This window comes from Polaribacter sp. NJDZ03 (assembly GCF_019263805.1).
In the GTDB taxonomy this organism is placed as follows: domain Bacteria; phylum Bacteroidota; class Bacteroidia; order Flavobacteriales; family Flavobacteriaceae; genus Polaribacter.
Map to the genome: position 1 here is coordinate 929,749 of NZ_CP079195.1, position 20,440 is coordinate 950,188.

12 protein-coding genes are annotated in these 20,440 nt (G+C 30.7%); all 12 read right to left on the reverse strand.

Annotated elements, in window-relative coordinates; translation table 11 throughout:
* Window positions 1–195: 195 nt before the first annotated feature.
* The 12 genes from KV700_RS03950 to KV700_RS04005 all read right to left on the reverse strand — a co-directional run bounded on the left by KV700_RS03950 (window position 196) and on the right by KV700_RS04005 (window position 20,419).
* Window positions 196–837, reverse strand: a complete 642-nt coding sequence (locus tag KV700_RS03950; protein ID WP_166382311.1) for a hypothetical protein — start codon at window positions 835–837, stop codon at window positions 196–198.
* An 80-nt stretch (window positions 838–917) separates the two neighbouring features.
* Window positions 918–1,943, reverse strand: coding sequence for a hypothetical protein (locus KV700_RS03955; RefSeq protein ID WP_166382309.1), 1,026 nt, complete (start codon window positions 1,941–1,943; stop codon window positions 918–920).
* An 84-nt stretch (window positions 1,944–2,027) separates the two neighbouring features.
* Window positions 2,028–3,344, reverse strand: coding sequence for a RagB/SusD family nutrient uptake outer membrane protein (locus tag KV700_RS03960; protein ID WP_218599266.1), 1,317 nt, complete (start codon window positions 3,342–3,344; stop codon window positions 2,028–2,030).
* A gap of 13 nt (window positions 3,345–3,357) precedes the next feature.
* Window positions 3,358–6,651, reverse strand: a complete 3,294-nt coding sequence (locus KV700_RS03965; protein WP_218599267.1) for a SusC/RagA family TonB-linked outer membrane protein — start codon at window positions 6,649–6,651, stop codon at window positions 3,358–3,360.
* Between the two features lie 3 nt (window positions 6,652–6,654).
* Entirely contained in the window at window positions 6,655–9,210 is a 2,556-nt protein-coding gene (locus KV700_RS03970) for a zinc-dependent metalloprotease (RefSeq protein ID WP_218599268.1), read from the reverse strand.
* Between the two features lie 96 nt (window positions 9,211–9,306).
* Entirely contained in the window at window positions 9,307–10,944 is a 1,638-nt protein-coding gene (locus KV700_RS03975) for a sensor histidine kinase (protein ID WP_218599269.1), read from the reverse strand.
* A 1-nt stretch (window position 10,945) separates the two neighbouring features.
* Entirely contained in the window at window positions 10,946–11,716 is a 771-nt protein-coding gene (locus KV700_RS03980) for a LytTR family DNA-binding domain-containing protein (RefSeq protein ID WP_218599270.1), read from the reverse strand.
* 261 nt (window positions 11,717–11,977) lie between these two features.
* Window positions 11,978–13,807 carry a T9SS type A sorting domain-containing protein gene (locus KV700_RS03985; protein ID WP_218599271.1) on the reverse strand — a complete coding sequence of 610 codons (1,830 nt, stop codon included), beginning with the start codon at window positions 13,805–13,807 and terminating at the stop codon, window positions 11,978–11,980.
* A 635-nt stretch (window positions 13,808–14,442) separates the two neighbouring features.
* Complete coding sequence (locus tag KV700_RS03990) at window positions 14,443–15,858, reverse strand: MFS transporter (protein ID WP_218599272.1); 1,416 nt, start codon at window positions 15,856–15,858, stop codon at window positions 14,443–14,445.
* A gap of 10 nt (window positions 15,859–15,868) precedes the next feature.
* Window positions 15,869–17,359, reverse strand: a complete 1,491-nt coding sequence (locus KV700_RS03995; RefSeq protein ID WP_218599273.1) for a glycoside hydrolase family 30 beta sandwich domain-containing protein — start codon at window positions 17,357–17,359, stop codon at window positions 15,869–15,871.
* Between the two features lie 11 nt (window positions 17,360–17,370).
* On the reverse strand, window positions 17,371–18,645 hold the full coding sequence (locus KV700_RS04000) for a glycosyl hydrolase family 17 protein (protein WP_218599274.1): 1,275 nt from the start codon (window positions 18,643–18,645) through the stop codon (window positions 17,371–17,373).
* A gap of 160 nt (window positions 18,646–18,805) precedes the next feature.
* Window positions 18,806–20,419, reverse strand: coding sequence for a glycoside hydrolase family 30 beta sandwich domain-containing protein (locus KV700_RS04005; RefSeq protein WP_218599275.1), 1,614 nt, complete (start codon window positions 20,417–20,419; stop codon window positions 18,806–18,808).
* Window positions 20,420–20,440 lie beyond the last annotated feature (21 nt).

The following is a 20,440-nucleotide window of genomic DNA, read 5'->3' on the forward strand; positions in this document are numbered from 1 at the left end:
ACGAAACTTAGAAAGATGTTCTTTACAAAGTTCTTTTATTCGTGAAATGTACTGATTAGATTTATGAAACTATAAATCAGAAGGAGACAAAAATTATTTCATTTCCTTATACTCCAACTAGGAACGAGCTGCAATTACAGCACATTTTAGTTCTTTAATATTATTATAGAACAGAGTGTTTGTTCACCTTTCTAATTACTCCATTTCCCATATTCTAAGGAAATTGATTTTAAAAGCTTCATCATTATTTGTTGAGAGGCTATTTTCTAAATACGTTTGTATCTCATTCATTCTATCACTTCCTGAAGGATGTGTAAAAGTACTACCTCCCAACAAGTTTTCTAAGAAAGGAAAGTCAGTACTTAATAAACGAAACTCATTATTGAGTTTTGTTTTAATTAAATGAATTGCAATTAAATCTGCTAAATATTCTGCTTTTTTATAATCATTTGTTATTGCTCCTTTAGGAATACTTCCTTCCAAACCAAAAATCCTAGATTGTGAAATGGTTACAATATGTGCTACTTCATGCGTTAAAGCAAATAATTGAATATGCTCTTTTGTTAAGTTTACCAAACCTTGACTAACTTCTACATAGCCAAAAGTTGCGCCTGCATTTATACTTAAGTCATCTTTATCTACCTTAAACTGGGTAGGTATTTCTACATCCATATAGTTTTTAAATAATGGCAAAACAGACTCATTATATACTTTAATAATACTTTCTTCTTTAGTTAATGAAATTTCTTTATTAGGAGGAAATACTTCTTCGTTTGAAGAATTCGTATTACAAGCAAACATTAAAAAAAGAAATAGGAATAAAAAGGATTTTTTCATTTTAAAATAGGTTGTATAAAGACAAACACCCTTATAAATAAGAGTGTTTGTGTAATTAAAAAAAAGGGGAATAAGTATTATTAATTTGCTAAATATGTGAATGTTTTTTCAACAGTAGCAAAACCACCGAAGTAAGTATAAGAAGCTTTTGTTGGGTAATTATCTGTATTGTACTCATAAGTAACTACATCATCAGCTAAAGTACCAGATATTGGATTGTTTGTATTTACTGTAGCAATACCAACATTAATTGCAGCAAAAGCAGCTGGATAAAGACCTTTAAAAGGATTATTACTAGCATCGTAAGCAGCTGTATAATCATCTCCAAATCTAGTTTCTAATGTAACATTACCATCTACAATAGTAAATAAAACTTCAGTTATAGCATCTTCATCTGTATGGTTTGTACGTTTTTCTGATGTTAAATCTCCATTTGCATTATATGCATAATCATAAGTGTAAACTAACTTATCCTCAGATTTATATTCACCTTTTACAATTTGACCATTATCATAAGTATAAACAGTACTTTCATCTGCTGCTGTTTTTTCTACAACTTGATTTTTATCATTATAAACCAATGTATAAACCGTTGTTGTAATAGTGTCAAAATCGTCTTGTTCTTCTGTGTATTCACTTACAAAATTAGCCTCATTGTATGTGTATGTTGTTGTTGAATTCTCACCAAACAAATCTGCTAGCACATATGTTTCTAACTTAGACCCACTACCAACTTCACCACGAACATTTATAGTTACAGTATACTCTTTAGTAGTAACTTCATCTTCTGCAGTTACCGTAAAAGTTTTAGCTTCACCATCTACAAAAGAAATTGCTGCACCAGAAACTGGAGAAACAGTTGCGTTTTCTGAAACTGTAATTGTAGGAACAACGGCAGTTAAGTTTGTTCCAAAAGGAACTGTAACAATAATATCTGTTCCAAGGTCGTAAACAATATCATCTGCGTTTACACCATCAATAGCAATTGAAAAATCGGTAATAGTTGCCAAAGATGATTCTATTGGAGCATCATTATCACTTGAACATGAAACAGTTGTTACAGCTAAGGTAAAAAAAACAGTAAGAATCGAAAAAATTTTCTTCATAATTTAAATATTTAATTGGGTTATTTTTATCTTATTATTAAAATTGTAACCTATAAGATAATAAAGGGTTACAACTGTTTTTATTTATAAATTAGGGTTATTAATAGTTGCATCATTAGGAAAAGGAATCACATATCTAGCATCATTTTCTTCCAAAATGTAGGTTACTCCGTCAAAAATCTTAGTTAATTTAGGTTGCGTAGTTCTTCTTAAATCATTCCATCTTTGTCCTTCAATAGCAAATTCTCTTCTACGTTCTTCTAAAATTTCTGTTTTTAGGTCGTTACTATTTAATAAATTTACGTTTGCTTTATAAGTATTAAAACCATCGGTAGTGTATCTATTTTCTGCAAAGGCAATCAACTTTTCTTTTGCCAAAACATCTTCATTTAAAGCTGCTAAACATTCTGCAATGGTTAAATGTAATTCGGCTGTTCTGTAAGAAACCTTAAACTTAGTTTCAGCGCTTTTTTTAGAGCTAAAACTTCCATCTGTATTTTGCTTAAAATAAAGCGAAAAACGTAAATCTTCAGAAGAATTGTAAGCATTTATTAAAGTATTAGAAATAGTAGTATTGCTAACCAAATCTACCGTTGCAACGGTTTCTAATGCCAAAATAGATTCTACAGAATTAAATTCTGAAGGCATAATAGAAGCATCAGCATTTAGGTTTTGAATTTCTGTATTTATAGCTAGCGCCTCATTTGCAGCATCTATTGCTTTTTGCCATTCTTGTTGATATAAATACACACGAGATTTAAAAGCCTTTACTGCAACCATAGAAAATCTGTAGTTTAAACCTACAACTTGCTTTTCTATATTTAACAATGCCTCTGCTTGTGTTAAATCACTTAATATTAAGGCGTAAACCTCTTCAACTGTTTTTGTCTCATATTTCTTTTCAGAATCATATTCTGTAGTAATTGGTACTCCAACATCTGTACTTGCAGTTGTTTTGTTATAAGGTTTTGCATATAAGTTTATCAACTCGAAATACTGCATTGCTCTTAAAGCATACGCCTCTCCAATCAATTGTTCTTTATCAGACTGACTTTCTTCTATTGTTGCTTCACTATTTATTACATGATTGGTATAAAAGATTGTATTGTAAAAAGTAGCATACGGAAAAACACTTGTTAAAGGACTTGGATTTATATCATTCCAAATAAAAAGATCTTGATAAAACTCTATTCCTGCTGCATCTTTACTTAAAGACAATTCATCGGTTCTGTAAGTAGTTAAAACTTTAGACTCTTTAGTTATTGCGTATGCAGAAGTTAAAAAACTTCTATATTCTTCTACCGATTTAGGAATTACTTGTCCTACTGGTTCAATATCTAAATATTCATCACAAGAGATAAAACTTAAGGTGATAAAGAAAGTATATATTATATTTTTCATAAATTATTATTTTTTAAAAAGAAAGATTAAATCCTGCAGAAATAATTTTAGGAATAGGTTGCGCATACAAACTACCATACGTTTCTGGGTCAAAGAAACCGTCATAATCTGTACCGATCACAAATAAATTACGTCCTTCTATATTAAAATTTAAACTTGATATGTTTAACTTTTCTAAATTTTTCTTTGGGATTGCATAACTGAACTTAATACTATTTATACGGATGTAAGAAATATCTTTTACCCAAATATCTAAGTCATTATATGTTTTTCCGTCATCTGAAGAATTGAACCATGTGTATACCAAATCGGTATCGAAACCTGGAGAAGTTGCCCCAATTAAAGCAGGATAACTACCAGTGCCTGCTTTTAAAATATCTGTATTGTAATTATTACCTGGTTGCGCTAGAGCAAGGTTGTAACTAGGTGCCCCTTTTACGGTTTGCTTTATATTAAAATTAGTTAATACACGTAAATCGAACTGCTTATATTTAAAGCTATTTCTAAAACCTCCTGTAAACTTAGGCGTTCCATCGCCCACATAAGAATATAGGTTTCTATGTTCTTCTCTTGTTAATTGATTTCCGTTGGTTCCTTTTTCTAAATTATAAAAATCTACTGCAGAAACTTTCTTACCATCTTTCCAAAACAAAGGCAAGCCGTTACTGTCTAAACCTGCTGTTTTAATTGCAAAAATGGCATTTACACTATACCCTTTTAAAGAAGGTTTAAAGTCTTCTTCTCTAGTTTCAATGTTATCAACAATACTTTTATTATGAGAAATATTTAAACCACTTGTCCATTTAAAATCTGGCGTATTAATGTTTGTGGTATTAATAGAAAGTTCAAACCCTTTATTACTTACAGAAGCCCAGTTGGTGTTGATAAAATTATAACCACTTTCTAAAGGCACAGATCTTAAACCAATTAAATCTGTACTTTTTCTTGTATAATAATCTCCAGAAATATAAATTTTATTATCTAACAACCCTACATCTAAACCAATATTAGAGGATACTGTTTTTTCCCATCTTAAATTTCCATTAGGTGCGTTTAAAGCTCTAATTGTTTCTTCATTAGTCCCTGGAAGAATAGAGGCTGTATAATACTCACCAACCACAAATGGTGAGGTAGATTTATCTATATTTCCTTGTACACCATAAGAAGCTCTAACTTTTAAATCTGTTATAGCATCTACATTATACATAAAATCTTCTTTGTACACATTCCAAGAACCGGCAAAAGACCAAATAGGTAAATATCTATATTTAGGGTTCACTCCAAAAAGGTTAGAACCATCATACCTTAAACTGGTAAAAGCAGTATATTTTTTATCGTATGTATAAGAAACTGTTCCGAAAAAAGAAGCGTATGCATTTTCGCTCAATGTTTTTTGATAAGGATCAAATAAAGAATTGGTTAATGAACGTTCATCTGTAATAGCAACAGAAGTTAAAGTGTTTGCATTGTAACCAAAACCTTTGGTATGAATTTGTGTTCTTTTGTTTCTTCTAAATTCTGTTCCCAACATAACATCTAGTTCATGAACATCATTAAAAGAAGTGTTGTAATTAGCCGTCGTTTTCCAGTTATATTGAAAAACATCTGCATTCCAATTCTGAATAATTCCACCTTTAGGCATATAATAAGAAGTACCTGTAGATGATGCATATTCAGATCTTTGCTCATATTTACGGGTATAGTAACTGTCTTCTGCACTATACTTTTCAGTTTTATCAAAATCTAATTGTAAACCTAATTGTGTATTAAAGTGAATATCTTTATTCAATTCATAACCAACATCAAAAATGGCCTTTAAAGAGCTTGATACTAACTCGTAATTGGTATTTTTTCTTTCTTCTAAAATGTTATAATCTAGATTTAAATCTGATCTTTCTACCAAATCTGGATCATACATATAATTGCCATCCGCATCCTTTACTTTTAAATATGGATTGGCATTTCTTGAGTAATTAGAAGGATTTGTATATGCATCTGCTCCTGTAATATAAGAAGATGTTGTGGTTTGACTACCAAATAACGCTACACCAACTTTTAGTTTTTCGTTAACCTTAAAATTATCTTTTAACGTAATATTAAATCGTTTCTGACCTGTACCTTTCGTTGTTCCTTTTTCATCGAAAATACCTGTAGAAAAATAGTAATCATTATTCTCTGTTCCTCCAGAAAGACTAACACCATATTGTTGGTTTATAGCCATTTCATACAACTCATCTCCCCAATTCGTATTTATTTTTCTTAGATTATTAATCTCATTTTGGGCAGCACTAGAAATACTAGCAAAACCATTATCTCTAAAATTGTTATACTCGTTATAATTATTTAAAATTCTAGCAACCTCTCCTCTATCTTGTTGGTATTTTAAATCTGATCTACCAGCTAAAAGCAGTTCGAAATCTACTTTTTGAGAAGAATCCATTAAGTTTAACTTACTAAAATCTGGTTTTTGAGTTACAAAGATATTTGCATTTACATTGATACGCATGGTACCTTTTTTCCCTTTTTTACTTGTGATAACAATAACACCATTTGCTGCTCTTGCTCCGTAAATTGAAGTAGCAGAAGCATCTTTTAAAACCGTAATGCTTTCTATGTCTTCTGGGTTTAAACCAGCTATTGGATACGATTGCAAATTATCGATATTGTCTTTGTCTCTAAAATCTTTTGGAATATCATTACCATCTAACGGTATACCATCTAAAACCCATAAAGGATCTGAAGAACCATTTAAAGTTGCAGCACCTCTAATAGAAATTTTTGAAGGTGCACCAGGAGCTCCACTTGTAGGCTGAATAGCTACTCCAGATAATTGACCAACTAACATTTGATCTACACTAGCAGCACCTGCTTGATTAATATCTGCCATTTCTACTTTTGCATACGCAGATGTTATTTTTCGTTTTTCAATTTTTTGATATCCGGTTAAAACAACTTCTTCTAAACTTTCTGCACTTTCTTTTAAAGCAATAGATAAATTTGAAGTTACATTAGAAACTGCAATTTTTTCGGTTTCGTATCCCATATAAGAAACCAAAATAAACTTAATGTCTTGTCCTATTTTTAGAGAAAAATTACCATCAAAATCGGTAGTAGTTCCTAACATTGTGCCTTGTATAACTCCCTTTGTATTGGTTTCATTCCCTATAATTGCCGATGATGCATAAACCGATGCACCAACAATTGGCATTTGAAACCCAGCGTCAATAACTTTCCCGGTAATTACTTTTTCTTGCTGAGCAAAAAGTAAACTAGGAATAAAAACTAACAGGTATATTAATTTCTTCATGATTTAATTCTTTAAATTATATTTAATTCTTGCTATTAAATCACTATAATGTGCCTTAGTAGCGCTGTCTCCTTTATTTTTCTTTCTTTTTAAAAGCACCAATATTTTTTCTAATGCAGCCCTTTTATTAGTCCCTATATCTGCAACTCTTGGTAAGTATGAGAAGTGTACCTTTTTAAATTTATTAGATTTTTCTGAAATCGTTTTTTCTTTTGTTTTCTCTAACAACTTATTTCTATCTACAGTTAAAACATCTACATAGTTTTTTTGCGTAATACGATCAAACATGTCTAAAGATTTTCCTTTTTTAGTTTTCTGAAAAACAGCTTCAAATAAACGATCAAATACATATTCTTCTGTAAAAACGTCTGTATCATCACTTTCTAAGACTTTGTTTTCTGTAATTCTCATCAACCTTTCTGTCTTTATCAAAGCATAAATTGCATTGGTTTGATGAATGCGTAACATAGAAACAGGAGCGTAATATCTTTCTCCGTCTGGCGCATCTCTTACAGCAAAAACTTTATTGATTGTTTCCGGCATAAATAACCATTTCTGAGGTAAAACAGCATTTTTTATAATATAATTCAGTGCTTCTTTTTGTCTTTTAACAGATACAGGTTCAAAAGTATTTTTACCATCTCCATAAACGGTATTGTTAACATAAACGCCACCAATATTTGCCATTACATGACCGTTGTAAGTTCCCCATTGATCTATAACCGCTTTGTACAATTTAGATGCTTTGTAATAATCTTGCCCTTCTGCAGCTGTCCAATCTAAAATATTTGGCAATATTCTCTTTAAATTCTTCAATCCGTATTCACTTGCTTTTACAGCATCATCACCCAAATCTTCACTTTGAGATCTTGGGTCGATTACTTCTGCTTGTTGCGGTCCATAAAAATATAACGGATCATTTTCATGTTTGCGAATCCATTGGTTTAATATCGGAATTTCTTGATGCGCAGATGTCTCATCCATCCATCTATATCCCCAATCAATTGCATAGGTATCATACACACCAATTTTGGGCGTAATATCTGTAACATTGTCTTCTGGTTGCGCTACATAATTAAAACGTGCATAATCCATAATAGAAGGTGCTGTTCCGCCCATTTTAGCGGTAAACGTTTTAGATCTTAAAGAATCTACTGGATAGCTAAATGATGCGCCCATGTTGTGTTTTAATCCAAAGGTATGCCCAACTTCATGCGATGAAACAAAACGAATTGCTTCTCCCATATGTTGATTTGTAAACTTGTTTGGTCTTGCTTTTGCATCGATAGGTCCTGTTTGCACACGAATCCAAGAATGTAATCCTTTCATTAAGTTATGCCACCAAATAATATCAGATTCTAATATTTCGCCACTTCTAGGATCTACAATAGCAGGTCCCATTGCATTTTGTTTTTCTGATGCTGCATAGGTAATTACAGAATACCGAACATCATCTGCATCAAAATTTTTATCGTCTTTAGACGGAAACTTTACTTTTAAAACATTTTTAAAACCAGCTGCTTCAAAAGCCACATTCCAATCATAGACACCTTGTTCTATAAAAGGACGCCATTGTTTTGGAGTAGCAGGATCTAAATAATAAATGATTTGTTTTTTAGGTTGTACCAATTCTCCTTGTTGATATTTTTTGATGTCTTCTTTTCTAGGTTCTAATCTCCATCTAGTAATCATCTCTCTAGATTCAACTTCTTGTTGCTCATCAGAAAAATAATCCATAGGTTTTGTAAAATACCCAACACGTTTGTCTGAAAAACGAGGTTTCATTACATCTGTTGGCAATAAAACAATATTTGTAGTAACACCAATAGTTAAAGGCAATGCTGCGCTTGCTCCTTCTTTAACAGAAGTGGTTAATAATGATTTTACAACAATGTTTTCTGGAAAAGATTTTATGCTTTCTAAAATAGACAAGTTAGTTTTTATACTTCCTCCTAAACCTATATTGGTTAGTACATCACTAAAACTTTGCTCTTTACCATTAAAAATTTTATTCACCTTAATAAATACAGAAGTAGAATCTGTATTTTTCGTTTCTATATTAAACTCTTCTATAATAGACTCACCAAAATTATCTTTTACAGATAAAGTAATTGCATCATTTTCTGGAGATTGAACTCTGGGGTTTATGGTTTTAACCCAAACTTTGTTTAAAATAGTGTCTCTGTAAAACCGAACAAGTTTGGTTTCAAAAGTCATTCCCTTGTTTAAACCATGTCCGTTTAAAGCGTAAGGAACGCTAGACACCTTATTTACAATTAATAAATCTCTAGATAATAATGAATCTGGAACTTCAAAATAGTAATCTTCTTTTATAGAATAGACATTAAACAATCCTTTTTTTACATTCCCTTCTTTCAAAAACTTCTGATACGTCAGTTTTTTATTGTCCGTAGGTTTTATAGAATCTTTTTTTTCTTGATTTTCTTTGTCAGAAATATCCTTTTTATCTTGAGAAAAACCAGATAAGCTGGTAAGCATCAAAATAGAAACAATTAAATACTGAACCAATAAAGCACCTTTTAAAGAGGGGGTTTTCATAAATGATATTGTTAAAACATCAAATTTGCATGATATCAACAACTTAACAAAACGAAATGGAGTGAACTCAATAAATAACGGAGTGAAATACTATTTTTAAGTAATAAATGGCAATGTGCATACAAATTCGTCATCAATTACACCTGTTTTAAAGCTAGTTATCTGATAAAACTGATACGTATTCTCTAAATAAGTTAACCCAATATGATGGCTATCTTTAGCTTTACGCTTTCTTGGCGTGTAATTATTTTTAACCGTAATAAAATCTTCATCAATAATAATAGTAATAACCAACGGATTTATTTTAGTTATTTCATTATGTTTTATCGCATTTTCTACCAACGTTTCTAAAGATAGGAATGGTATTTTTTTTACTAAAATGCCATCATCACAATTATTAACAATTGTTACCTCTAAGCTCTTATTAAATCTAATTTCTTGTAAAAAAATATACTGCTCTAAAAAGCTCATTTCTTTTTTTACTGAAATTAAATTCCCTTCTTTTTCATCTAAAAGGTACCTATACACATCTGCTAATTTTAATACAAACTGTTGTGACAAATCTGGATTTAAATCGATTAAAACATGTAAAGAGTTTAAACTGTTGAATAAAAAATGTGGATTTATTTTTTTCTTCAATTGATTTAATTGAAGAATTGCATTTTCTTTCTGATACTTTTCGTTACTATATGTTAATTGATCTTTCTCTTCTACAACCTTTAAATTCTCTACATATTCTTTTTTTAACTGCATTCTAGAAGCAATTAAGAGCAACATAAATGTAGCAAATGCCAAAAAACTAATCCACGAAAAATATCCTTGTATGTTTTTTGTAGTTTCTTTTAAATGAATATCCACAGGAAAACTAACCACAACTATTAAAGGCGTATTTCCTATTTTAATAGTATCGTAATAACGTATGACCTCTAAACCTAAAAATTCTGAAATTGCCTTATCATTAAAAATAGTAACATTATTTGGTACGTAATATCCATTAATTTTAAGTGAATTATTTAATAATTGCTTAATGGTAATTGTACTAAAATAGGTGTCTATTTTTTTTCCGATGTATTTTGTATCAGGATGTAACATACAAATACCATCTTTATTTGTAACTACCGTATAACCTCCATCACCTTTATAGGTTTCAGAAAAATAACTCCAAAATGAAATTAAATCTACATCGTAACCTGTATAAACAACGGTATTATTAGATAGTTTTTTTCCATAGATTTTTCTATTAATTACCTTGTGATTATTACTAATAATAGTATCTATTAAAACCTCATTTGCTATAAAACGAATATTTTTTAAAAATGTATGTATTTCTTTTTGATACAAAGAATCTTTCTTATTCGAAAAATGAGATTCCAATATACCTTTAGATGAAATAATGGATATAAAACTATTATGAATACTATGCTGTTCTAAGACTAAGTCTGATGTAAAAAGTAATTTTTCCTTTAAATACTCAAAAGAGTTATTTTCTGAGTTTTGAATAATTTTTTGAGAATTTTTAAAAGAGTTATTTAGTTGATTAAACTCGAAAGCAACAATGTTTTCTTTAGATTTTAAGTTCCCTTGAATAACATCTTGAATTAAATTTTCTGTAACCGATGTAATTTTAGGTGTAATTAATGAACTGCCAATAAAAAACACAGCAATCAACAATAAACTTATATACAAGTATTGCTGATGCTTTTTTAAACGGGTCCAAAATATAGAGGTTTGCATATTAATTATTTAACCATTCTTTAAAAGGACGCACATTTTTTGAGCTAATTAAAATAAAATCGTTGCCTTTAGAAGACGGTTCTAATTCTATTTTTAACCTATTCTGACTGTATTTTATAATTGTTTTTATAGCTGTATGTCTTACAATGAATTTTCTATTTATTTTAAAAAAATCTTTTTTTGATAACTTTAAATCTAAATTTAAGATGGTATCATCATACAAAAAACTGTCTCCTTTAATTGTATATAAAAATAGCGATTTGTTTTCTGCCATAAAATAGGCAATTTCATCAGCAGTTATAGAAATTAATTTTTCGCCTCTAGAAACTAAAAATCGTTGTTGCGCTTCTTTTATTTCTTTAGGTTTTTTAAAATGATTTAATAGTTTTTCTAAATCACTAGAATCTTTAGCAGGAGTTATCGCGTAATTTTTATACTTTTCTAGCGCAGCATTTAATTTATGTTTGTCGTATGGCTTTAATAAATAATCAATAGCAAAAAACTGAAATGATTGAATGGCATATTGATCAAACGCGGTGGTAAAAATAATTGGAACATTGATTTTTAAGGCTTCAAAAATCTCAAAACTTTCTCCATCTCCTAAATGAATATCACTTAAAATTAAATCGCAGCTATTGTTCTTAAACCATTCGATAGATTGCGCTACACTTTCTAACCGTTTTTTTATGTTTATAGAATACGTACTTTTTAATAGTAAATTTTCTAAAGATGCTGCTGCTAAGTCTTCATCTTCAATAATAACAATATCCATTTTAAATTGATTTATATTTTTTTTAAAGCCGGGGGCACCTTACCCAATATCATTATAAATAATTATAGTTATTTATAATGATATTGAAAAGCAAAAATACAAATCTTCATCAGAACTAAATTATATAAAAATATAGGATTTTTTTATGTAAAAAAGTTAGTCATTCAGACGTTTTGTTAAACTTTTATAAATTATTTTATATAATGGATAAAAAAAAAGGATACTAAATAGCATCCTTTTTAAGTTAAATAAAAATATTAATTATTCTTTAATAAATTTTGCTGTTGCAAATACGCTATTTATAGAACACTTAATTAAGTAAATTCCAGAGGATAAATTAGAAACATCAATAGATTCGTTATTTTTATTGATTTCCAAACTCATTACTTGCTTCCCTAATAAATTATAGATCGCTGCACTTTTAATCATGTTTTGAGCAGTAATATTTAATCTATTTGAAGTAGGGTTAGGAAACATAGAAACGTTTGACAAAGCATTATCATTTACACCTGCTGTTGCAGAATTAAATAAAACAACATCATCAATATAAAAAGTAAAATTTGCAGAACCATCACCTTCTGTTCCATTATCAAAAATTATAACCAATTTATCATAGGTATTCGCTTTATTAATTGCCGTATAATCAAAAGTTAAAGTTTCCCAAGTATTCGCCATCGTTGTTGCTACTTCTTTTTCGAAAAAAATTGCCCCATTTCCTGAATCTTCTACTTTTAATAAAACTTTTGCTCCTACTCTTGGAGAAAAAACTTTCATTGTAAACATGTCGTTATTTGCAAAATCCATTGCAGCACTCATATTAAGAGAACTTCCTCCCCATGGTTGACCTGCACTTTTAACCATTTTACCAACATTTGCAGAAGTATTGTCTGCATTACTATGAGGATTTGTTTCTGTTGTTACAGCTCCTCCATCAAAATCTCCCCATGTCGTTGCGCTCTCAAAATCTAGAGGTAAAGCTACTTTAGGTATTACAACACCTGAAGAAGACAACGAAATATCATCTATATAAAAAGTATAATTTTCGCTTCCATCTCCCATTATGTCATTGTCAAAAATAATAACTAATTTTTTATAAGATGCCGTTTTACTTATTGCTGCATAATCAAAAGTTAAAGTTTCCCATCCATTTGCAATTGTTGTTAGAACTTCTTTACTATAATTAATTCCTGCATCTCCAGAATTTTCTACTTTTAATAATACTTTTGCTCCTACTCTTGGTGAATATACTTTCATTGTAAAAGTATCATTATTAGCAAAATCCATTGCAGAACTTAAGGTTAACGCACTTCCTCCCCAAGTTTTACCTTCAAATTTCACCATCTTACCAACTTTTTCTGAAGTATTATCTGCATTGTTATAAGGGTTTGTTACTGTTGATACAACTCCTCCATCAAAATCTGACCAAGTTATTTCGCTTTCAAAATCTAATGGTAACGAAGCAGTACCTGCAACAGGAGCTGCTGGTGCATCTGTTAATTTTTCTGCATTAAATTTTATATTATCAATATAAATGGTGTTACCTTCTGCTCTATCCGCCATATCTTGCGTCCAATCTACAAAAACAACCATTTGACTAATATTTGATAAATCTCCATTAGGATTTATACCAGAAAGATCGAATGTTAATGTTTGCCATTCATTAACAACTAAATTACCAACATTTTGGTCTGTAATTTGAAATGAAGTTCCTGCACTATTTGTTCCCATTTTAATACCTACAGTACCTACGTAATTTTTATGTACATCCATAGTTAAGGTTAAGTTACTTGCAACACTCATATCAATTTTCCAAGTACCAAATTTAGAGTCTTCCCATTTATTATTAACACCTGCATAAAAAGCATTACTAGGTCCCATAACAATTTTCATTACTTTAGAAGTCGTAGCGTTTACACCATTTAAATTTGGATTGTCTACTATTTCTGCTGGAGCTGGTTCGTTATCAAAGGTATACCAATTAGATGCTAATCCTGACGGAGTACCTTCTTCAAAATCTAAATGATATTCTTGTTGTTGTGAAAAGCCTATTGAAGTAATTAAAAAGGCTAGTAGTAAAGTAATTTTTTTCATAATTATTTGTGTTTTAAATTTATGGAACAATATTAACCTTATTATGCACTATATTAACTTAAAACACTACAACAAAAAACATACAACCAAAAAATATTCTGAATTTTAAGTTTATTCATCAATGAAATAAGTACTTAACATCGTTTTATTTTTCCTTTAAATTACTAATTATTAAATAGATATATTTATTTGTATTGGTAATGTATAGCTAAAAAAACATAAGTAGAGTTCTATTTTTGTTTGAGATTGTTCTAAACCAAAATAAAACGAATAACTTTCCACTATACACAAAATAAACAATTCATTTATCAAGATCTTAATTACTTTTATGCAATTTGAATCCCCTTTATGTTCTTAAAGTAAAATAAGAATTAAAACCTGTTACACCATCCTACATAAAAAGTATAACTATTACAACCCCTAATTTGGTATCAATAACCATTAAAACCTCAACTTAAACTCCTTTATTTATGCAATACAGATCCTACAAAAAAAACGCTATAAATAATTAATATTCATAGCGTTTAAAAAATAATTTAAAAAGTAACTTATCTTATTTCTTAATATTTTAATTTTCCTTTCTTAACCTGTTACCTGTTATCTATAGAAACTTAAACATCATCAATTTCTCTATTTTAGTGTACCTTACGTTTGTCTAATTCTATTCTAATTTCTCCAGCACGTTTCTCAGAAAGGTCATAATTTCTCATGATGTACATTGCAATAAGAGTTCCTGCTATAGGAAACCCTGAAAAGAATAACCTTAATCCAATAAGTGCCTCTTCTGTCTGAATATTAACTGCAGAATCAAACCCTACAACAGATAAAATTGCACCACTTAAACCTCCTGCAATTCCGAACCCAAACTTCACCATCCACCAGTAAATAGCTCCAAAAACACCTTCTCTACGTTTACCTGTATTTAATTCATCTAAATCAATTACATCTGCTGTCATAGACATCATTAAAGTAAATAAACCTCCAATACCAAAAGAAAAGAAAGGCAATGCAAAAAGAAACATATAGGGTTTACCAGGAATAAACAAAAACCATAACATAATATAACCAACTACAGAAATTCCTTGAGACACCATAAAGGCTTGTTTTTTTCCTATTTTTTTAGACATTTTAGCCACAATAGGAATCACTAAAAAAGTAGTTACCAAAGCCCCAACACTTCCAAATAACGTTGGCCAAATTCCTGCGGCAGCAGCATCTCCTTTAAAAAGATAATACACAATAATAAAAAAGGTAAAACTTGCTACGGTATTAAATGCATTAAAAACAAAGAAAGTAGCAAAACATAGTTTCTTAAAAGGTTTAGATTTGAATGCTTCCACAAAATTATTTCCTATTTCTTTTAAACTTCCTCCAATATTTTTTAATGTTAAAGAAGCATAATTTTCATTTATGGTAGACTTACTTTTGATAAAAATAGCAGGTACCATTGCACAAATTGCAAAAACAACGCCTACCCAAACAGCCAATTCTCTTACCGCAACATCTGCTGTAACATACCATTCTGGATCGTACATAATAACCCAAAACCAAGGCGCAATTACCCAAGCCCATTGACCAATCCATTGTGCTACTGCCATGATACTTGTTCTCTCATGAAAATCGTCGCTCATTTCATAGCCCATAGCTACATAAGGAACACTAAAAATGGTAAGACCTAAATAAAATGCAAAAGAGGTTAATAAGAAATACCAAAAATTATAATCGAGCGAGTTTTCTCTAAACAATTGCCACATAATTATAAAGGAAATCCCCATTACAATGGCTCCAATAAAAACATACTGTCTTCGTCTACCCCATCGAGATTTGGTGTTGTCTGAAATATATCCCATAATAGGATCTGTAATCGCATCAAAAATTCTTGGCACTAAAGAGATAACTCCCCACATCCAACCCGGAAAACCTAAATCTTTCACCAAAACGACTATAAATATTCCTATTACAGCTGGAAACATTTGATTTGCAAGCATACCTACTCCAAAGGCAATTTTTTGACTCAATGGAACTTTAGAAGACGTTTTAGTATAAGACATAATTTAGATTTTATTTAATTGCTATCATTACTGTTTGTAATGCTTGTGCATCTATATTTATAAGCGTTTCTTTTTCTCCTAAAAGAACTTTGAAACTTTTCTTCGTTTTTCCTTCATTAAAAACTACCACAGCTATAGAACCATCTGGATTTTGAGCTGCTGTAACTTGCAACTCTTTATCAGAATTTTCTAAACCAATTACTTTTGCTTCTGGTCTAATGTATTTACTAAAATGTGCCATGGTGTAATACAATGGTGTAAAATAAACTTCATCTTTTTCTGGATCTACAATTACCGGAGCTACACACCAGTTTTCAAACCAATTTGGACCTCCTTTAGTATCTAAAACCATGTTCCAGTCTACCCAACCGTCTACCCAGTTATTAAGGCAACCAATAATGTCTCTTGCATATCTGTTTACTGGTGCATATTTTGGATGTAAATATTTATTTTCTGGTTCTCTCCAGTCATATCCCCAATCTGTTGCTTCTTTTTTCCAATACCAAGCATCGTCTTGCCAAACAGGTATTTCAGAATCGATACATCCTTCTGTTTCAATTAAGTATTTTTCTGGTGCTTTATTATGTGCATATTGTAATGCTTCTGGGAAAACTTCATAAGTGCTTTCATACCAATGAATTGCAGTTCCATCAAAATATTTAGAAGAATTTTCACTTCTATACATTTCATCTACCCATTCTTTTAATCCTTCTCTATTTTGGTCATATCCTAAAATAATTTTATCGCCATATCCATCTTTTTCTAATTTTGGACCTAAATGGAACTCTACAAAATCAGTCATTTCTTTTGGCGTAAAATGCATACTCTCCCAGTTATTTCCATTTCCGTGTGGTTCATTTTCTACTGTAAACCCCCAAATATCTATTCCTTCTGCTTCGTAAGCATCTATATATTTAGAAAAGAACAATGCCCAAGTATCATAATATTTTGGTAATAATTTTCCTCCAACCCATTTGTTATTATCCTTCATCCACGGAGCAGCCGTCCAAGGTGAAGCAAATATTTTAAATCCGTCTTTAGAGGCTTTCATGGCATCTTTTATCATCGGAATTAAATCGTCCATATCATCTTTAATAGTAAAATGTTCTAAGTTTACATCATCTGCTACCGGAGAATATGAATACTGACTTAAAGAGAAATCACAAGAATTCATGTGGGTTCTTGTTAACGAATAATTTGCGCCTTCTTCTGAGAAATACGCTTGAATAATAGTATCTCTGTTTTTCTGACTCAATTTATTTAATAAATAAGCCGATGATTCTGTAAAAGCACCTCCGAAACCTGTAATGGTTTGAAAGGTTTTATCTGGATTTAATGTGATTGTAGCTGCATTTTCAGCAGGAATAAAATCAGTGATTTTAGTTAGTTTATTTCCTGCTTCCGAAGTTTCATAAACATCTACTGATAATTTGTTATCCTTCTGGTTGCAACTAATCATTATGACTAAAAATAGTGTGTAAAAAAAATAGTTCGTTTTCATTGTTGTTATTTTTATCTTTTATACTCTGTGTTCGGAACCAAAACATCGTTCATTAATGCTTCTTTATTTCCATTATATGTTTTTGTAATTGACTTACCTCCTCTTGTTAAACCTTTAAAAACACCTTTATCTACCAAATTCCAAAGTGAATATTTAGCTTCTCCTTTTAGGTTGATTAAACCAAAGTGATTTTCAGATCCATTTGAGTTATTTGCATCTTTCCATTGTTCATCAAAAGCTTCAAAATAGAAACAAGAAATTCCTTCTTTATGCGTCCATTCTCTTAAATGTTGATAATACAAACCTTGCTTATATTCATCTGTAGCTCTAGAACCATTTATACCATAATGTCCGCTAGAAATAGTTGCCCACCCAGTTTCACCAATATGAATCGTTTTGGTAGCATCTATACTTTTTACATAATTCACAACATCACTATATTGTTTTTTAGCAAACGTAAAAGCACGCAACATGGCACTGTCTACCTTTTCTTTGTCTGATAAATTTTCTTCATTTTTAGGAACTTTCCAAAATTCCGGATTATAGTGAGAGTTATGGTACGCATACGTGTGCATAGAAATATAATCTACCGCTTTTATCAATTTTTCTAAATCTTCAGTATGATACATTGAATCACCGCCTCCCCAAGAAGCAAAATCATCTGAACTTGTAATCCAAACATCTTTAGACAATGCGCCGTTTTTCTTTAAATTTTGAAGATGATTTACCCATTTTAAAATTACATTCGGTTGCACAAAATAACTTGCCGCCCATTTTACCATCGCTTCATTACCCACTGCAATTACTTTTACAATGTCTGGATATTTGTTTGCCAACGCTACTGCTCTTGCAATTTCTCCTTCATTCTGATCACTTTCAATATCATGATTTGGTTCTTTGTCCGTCCAAGCATTTAAACAATCTATCCAAGCCCCCAACATTACATACATTTCAAAATCTACATCCTCTTTTTTAAGTTGATGAATGGCTTCTAAAACATTCGCTGCATGTGGTAATTCTTGTTGAACATTGTAAGTTCTTAAAACCTTAATACCCATTGCCGAAAGAATTTTTAAATCTTCTTTCAACTCTTTAATTGTAGGCTGATTTTCTCTTGATTGCTCTCTATAACCTCCATAAGAAATGGCTAAATACTCTGGATTTCCTAAAATATGTTCTGCTGTTATTGCTACCTTTTTCTCTTCTTTTAACTTCACTTTAGAATTACAACTAATGCAAAAAGTCAAAACAATAATTGCAAAGAAAATTTTAATAATTGAATTCATATTTTTGATAATTAAATACTGTTTACACATCAAGATGTATAACCTTGAATATATTTATTTAGAATACCGATTTGTATAAGAAACATAGTATTTGAATTGACACTATATTTCAGTTTTACACTTAGCCTAGTCTACTTTTAAGCATACGTTTTGATTTTTTTTACTTATTACGTAAATGAATCGTTTGAACAGCTCTAGCTGCTATTTTCGTTGTAAAAGTCTTAGTTTCTAAAACAATCGATACTTCATGAGCTTCTTTATTTTGGTTAAAAACAACCACAGCAATAGAACCATCTGTATTTTTTGCAGCTGTATATATTACCCCATCTACTGCTTCTCCTTTTACACCGATTCTGTGTGCATCTGGGCGAATGAACTTACTAAAATGACTCAATAAATAATATAAAGGCGTATAAATTACTTCGTCAGTAACAGGATTGATAAGTACTGGTGCGCTATTAAAATTATCGTAAGGATTTGGTTGTCCTTTATTACTAAGAATGCTACACCACTCAATATATCCTTGAGTTCCGTGGTTTAAATCTGTAATAATATCGTTTGCATACGTTTCGAAAGGCACAAAAGTACCTGCATAATCTGTACTTGATCTCCAATATTGACCAATTGGATCATTGGCATCAATATCTATACTAGATTCGGTATGAATCATCCCTTTGTTTGGCCAATTTTTCTGTAATTCTGCTAATTCTTTTGCATACCAATTATTCTCTTTTAACTCTGAATTTGTATACCAATGAAAAGCAGTTCCCCAAGCATATTTAGATGCTTCTGGATCTTCATACGTTTTTGCAACATAGTCATTCATTGTAGACTTATTATGGTCATAAATCAATACGTGTAATCCTGCATCTAAATCATCAAGATTAAGATGACCATCTTTAACCAATTGAGGCCCCAAATGATCTCTCAAAAAGTCTCTCCCTTGTTCTGGCGTAAATCCATTACTATCCCATTGTGCATCATGCGCATGTAATGGTTCATTCTGTGGCGTAAGTCCCCAAAGAGTAATACCTTGTTCTTTATATGCAGTTACATATTTAGACATATATTCAGCCCAAAGCCCATAATATTCCGGTAGTAAACTACCATTAGTCATTTTAGCAGTTTCTCCTGCTTTCATCCAAGATGGAGGACTCCAAGGTGAAGCAATAATCTTAAAATCTGCACCAGGAATACTAGCTGCTTCTAAAATCATTGGAATAAGATCATAGTTTGGATCTATCAATTCAATGCCACGTACCTGATCGTTTTCTTCTCCAGAAAATCCTTTCATATCTTCATGGATACTAAAAGTTGAAAGATCTTCATCTCCCTCTTCTACATAAGTGTAATGATTGTTTGAATAATCACTACTGTTAATGTGCGTTCGTGTAAGCGTAAATCCAGCACCTTCTGTTGGACTAAAAAGTTTGGCTAAAACTTTTTTACGAGAATCGACTGGTATGGTAGCTAAATTCCATGCTGAAGATTCAGTAAAAGAAGCACCAAAACCATAATACTTTTGATATTCTTCATTAGGAAAAAGCTGTAATGTTACTTTTTTTACTTCTGTAACAGGTGTTTTAACTTCATCACTTGATAGTAATTTAAGGTTGTCACCAGCTTGTGATGTTTGATAAACATCTGACACATAATTTTCATAAGCACTTTTTGGTGAGCAGCTAACAAAAATTATGGATATAAACAAAAACCATAACCCGCCAATGTTTAGAATATCAGATTGCTTATTCATTTTTCCAGTATAATTTTTCATTTTCCTTTTGATATCAAATAT